General features: G+C 72.0%; 2 protein-coding genes. Both read right to left on the reverse strand.

Annotated elements, in window-relative coordinates:
• Positions 1–2264, reverse strand: a 2264-nt coding sequence (gene gspD, locus MJ605_RS19205; RefSeq protein WP_243043152.1) for a type II secretion system secretin GspD, incomplete at its 3' end; no start/stop codon positions are given.
• 3 nt (positions 2265–2267) lie between these two features.
• A partial coding sequence (locus MJ605_RS19210; RefSeq protein ID WP_243043153.1) for a general secretion pathway protein GspN occupies positions 2268–2825 on the reverse strand: 558 nt, incomplete at its 5' end.

The raw sequence follows: 2825 nt of genomic DNA on the forward strand, positions 1-2825 counted from the left end.
TCGTCCGTCACCTGCTTGGCCTCCTCGCTGCTGGTGATCACCCGCGGGGTGATCAGCACGATCAGCTCGGTGCGGTTGCGCGTGTGGTCCGTGGTCCCGAACAGCCGTCCCAGCAGCGGGATGCGGTTGAGCCCGGGGATGCCGGTGTCGGTGGTGGTCTCGTTCTGCTGGATCAGCCCGCCCAGCAGCACCGTCTGCCCGCTCTGCACCGCCACCTGCGTGCCCACCGCCCGCTGCTGGATGGTGAAGTTGCCCTGCGCGTTGGCCGCGCCGGTGGGGTTGCTCACCTGCTGCTGCACGTTCAGGTACACCAGCCCGCCCGGGTTCACCCGCGGCTGCACGTCCAGGATCACGCCGGTCGGCTGGTAGCTCACGCTGCTGGCGGTGGAGGTGGTCGTGGTGCCTCCCAGCCCGGGCACGATCGAGGTCTCGTTGATCGGCAGCTGGTCGCCCACCTGGATGTGCGCCACCTGGTTGTTGAGCACCACCAGCGAGGGGGCCGACAGGGTCTTGGTGCTGCCGTTGGTCTCCAGCGCCCGCAGCGCCACCTGGAACTTGCCGTTGCTGCTCAGGAACGAGTAGAAGAACGGCTCCCCGCCGTACTGGTTGCCGCCCGCGCCCAGCGCGATCTGCCGGTGCGCGCCGGGGTAGATGCTGGTGGCGCCGCCGCTGCCGTTGGGCGTGCTGTCGGCCAGCCCCTGCAGGTACCACTGCACCCCGAACTGCAACTCCCCAGTCAGGTCGACCTCCAGGATGCGCATCTCGATCTGCACCTGCAGCGGCACGTTGTCCAACCGCTTGATCGCCTGCTCGATCTCGGCCCACTGCGAGGGCCGCGCGCGCACCAGCAGCTGGTTGTTGCTGTCCACCGAGCCGATGCGGACGCTGCCGTCCTCGGAGACGTATTGCTGGCCCGCGTTGCTCGATGTGCCATTGCCATTGCTGGCGGTGCCGAACGCACTGGCGCCGCCGCCGAAGCTGCCCGCCGCGCTGCCGCCGAAGGCGCTGCCGCTGGTGCCGCCGCCCAGCCCGCCGGCGCTGCCGAAGCCGCCGCCCGTGCCGTTGACCGTCGGCGTGCTGCTGCCGAAGCTGCCGGCCAGGCTGCCCATGCCATTGGCCGTGCCGTTGGCGTTGTCGCCGCTGCCCAGGGTGGCGCCGGTCAGCCCCGGCCCCACCTTGCCGGCATTGCCGCCGGCCCCGGCGTTGTTCGTGTAGATCTGTGCCAGGTACTGCGCCAGGTCCGAGGCCTTGATGTTGCGCACGTCGTACACGAATAGCTCCGGCTCGTTGCCGCCGCCGCGGTCGATCTTGGCGATCCAGTCGCCCACTTCCTGCAGGTAGCTCGGCTGGCTGCTGATTACCACCAGCGCGTTGGTCCGCTCGATCGGCAGGAAGCGCACCATGCCCGCCAGCGGCGTGTCGCCCTTGGGTCCGAACAGCTGGTCCAGCTGCGCCCCCAGGTCGCCCACGTTGGCGTGCTGCAGGCTGAACACCCCCACCGACATCCCGCGCAGCCAGTCCACGTCGAAGGTGTGGATGGTGCGCTGGTAGTTGTCCAGCTCCGCCGGCGTGCCGGCCAGCACGATCAGGTTGCGCGAGGTGTCGGCCAGCAGCACCGCGTCGGCCCGCGCGAACGGCTTGATCAGCTTCTGCATCTCGTTGGCCGCGATGTAGCGCAGCGGGAACAGCCGCGCCTGCAGCCCCGCCGCCGGCGCCACCGCGTTGAGGCTGGGCACCAGGTTGCCCGCCACCGCGTCCTTGGCCGGCATCACCACGTAGCGTCCGTTCTGCTGCACCAGGGCATTGCCGGTCCACGCCAGCAGGGTCTCCAGGATCGGCAGCGCCTGGCCGCTGTCCACCGGCTCGGCGGTGGCGAAGGAGATGTTGCCCTGCACCCCGGGCACGATGGTGTAGTTCTGCTTGAGCAGGTCGCCCAGGATGGCCTTCACCACCGCCTGCACCGGCTGGTTCTCGAAGTTGAAGGTGACCGCGCCGTCGCCGCTGGCGGCCGGGCGCGGCGTGGCCAGCCCGGTGGCCTGCACGAACTGCCCGCTGCCGGGGCTCACTTCCGGCCGCGGCGTCGCCCCGGCGGCGCCCTCGTGCGCGCGGTGGAGCGGCAGCGGCGCGGGCACCGGCTGCTCGGTGCCGGCCATCGCCTCGCGCTGCAGGGCGCCGTCGTCGGGTGGCGTCGGCAGCGTCTGGCAGCCGGCCAGCCACAGGGCCAGGGCGAGCGGGCCGAGGCGGGAGATGCGCGGGTTGGACATGACTCAGTGGGCTCCTTGGGGGGCCGCCGCTTGTTGGGCGCGACGCTTCTGGATGGCTTCTTGCAACTGGCGGATACGGTCGGCCTGCGCGGCCGCGGCGGCGTTGGCCGGCACGTGGCCGGGCGCGGGCATAGGACCGGGGGGAGCAAGTGGCACGATCCCCGTCGGCATTCCCGGGGCAGCCGGTGGCGGCGGGGCGGGGGATGCAGCAGCGCTGTCGGCCTTGGGCGCGTCGATCGGCGCGCCGGCCGGCAACACCAGCTCGGTGCGCCCGCTGGCCGAGGCGAACACCGCCGCGCGCGGCTTGAGCTCGGCCAGGGTCCAGCTGCCGTCGGGCAGGGCCTCGCCTTCGCGCACGCGCACCTCGTGGTCGCCGTCCTTCTCGCGCAGCAGCGCCAGGTGCAGCGTCGGCGTGAGGATGATCCCGGTCAGCGACAGGTCGCCCAGGCTGGCGCCACCGCCGGCGGCATGCAGCACCGGCTTGCGGTCGGGACTGAACAGCGGCTGGGTCCACACCGCGGCGAACTCGCCCAGCGGCCGCGGCACCGGCAGGCCCTGGGC

The organism is Dyella sedimenti (genome assembly GCF_022760995.1).
GTDB lineage: Bacteria > Pseudomonadota > Gammaproteobacteria > Xanthomonadales > Rhodanobacteraceae > Dyella > Dyella sedimenti.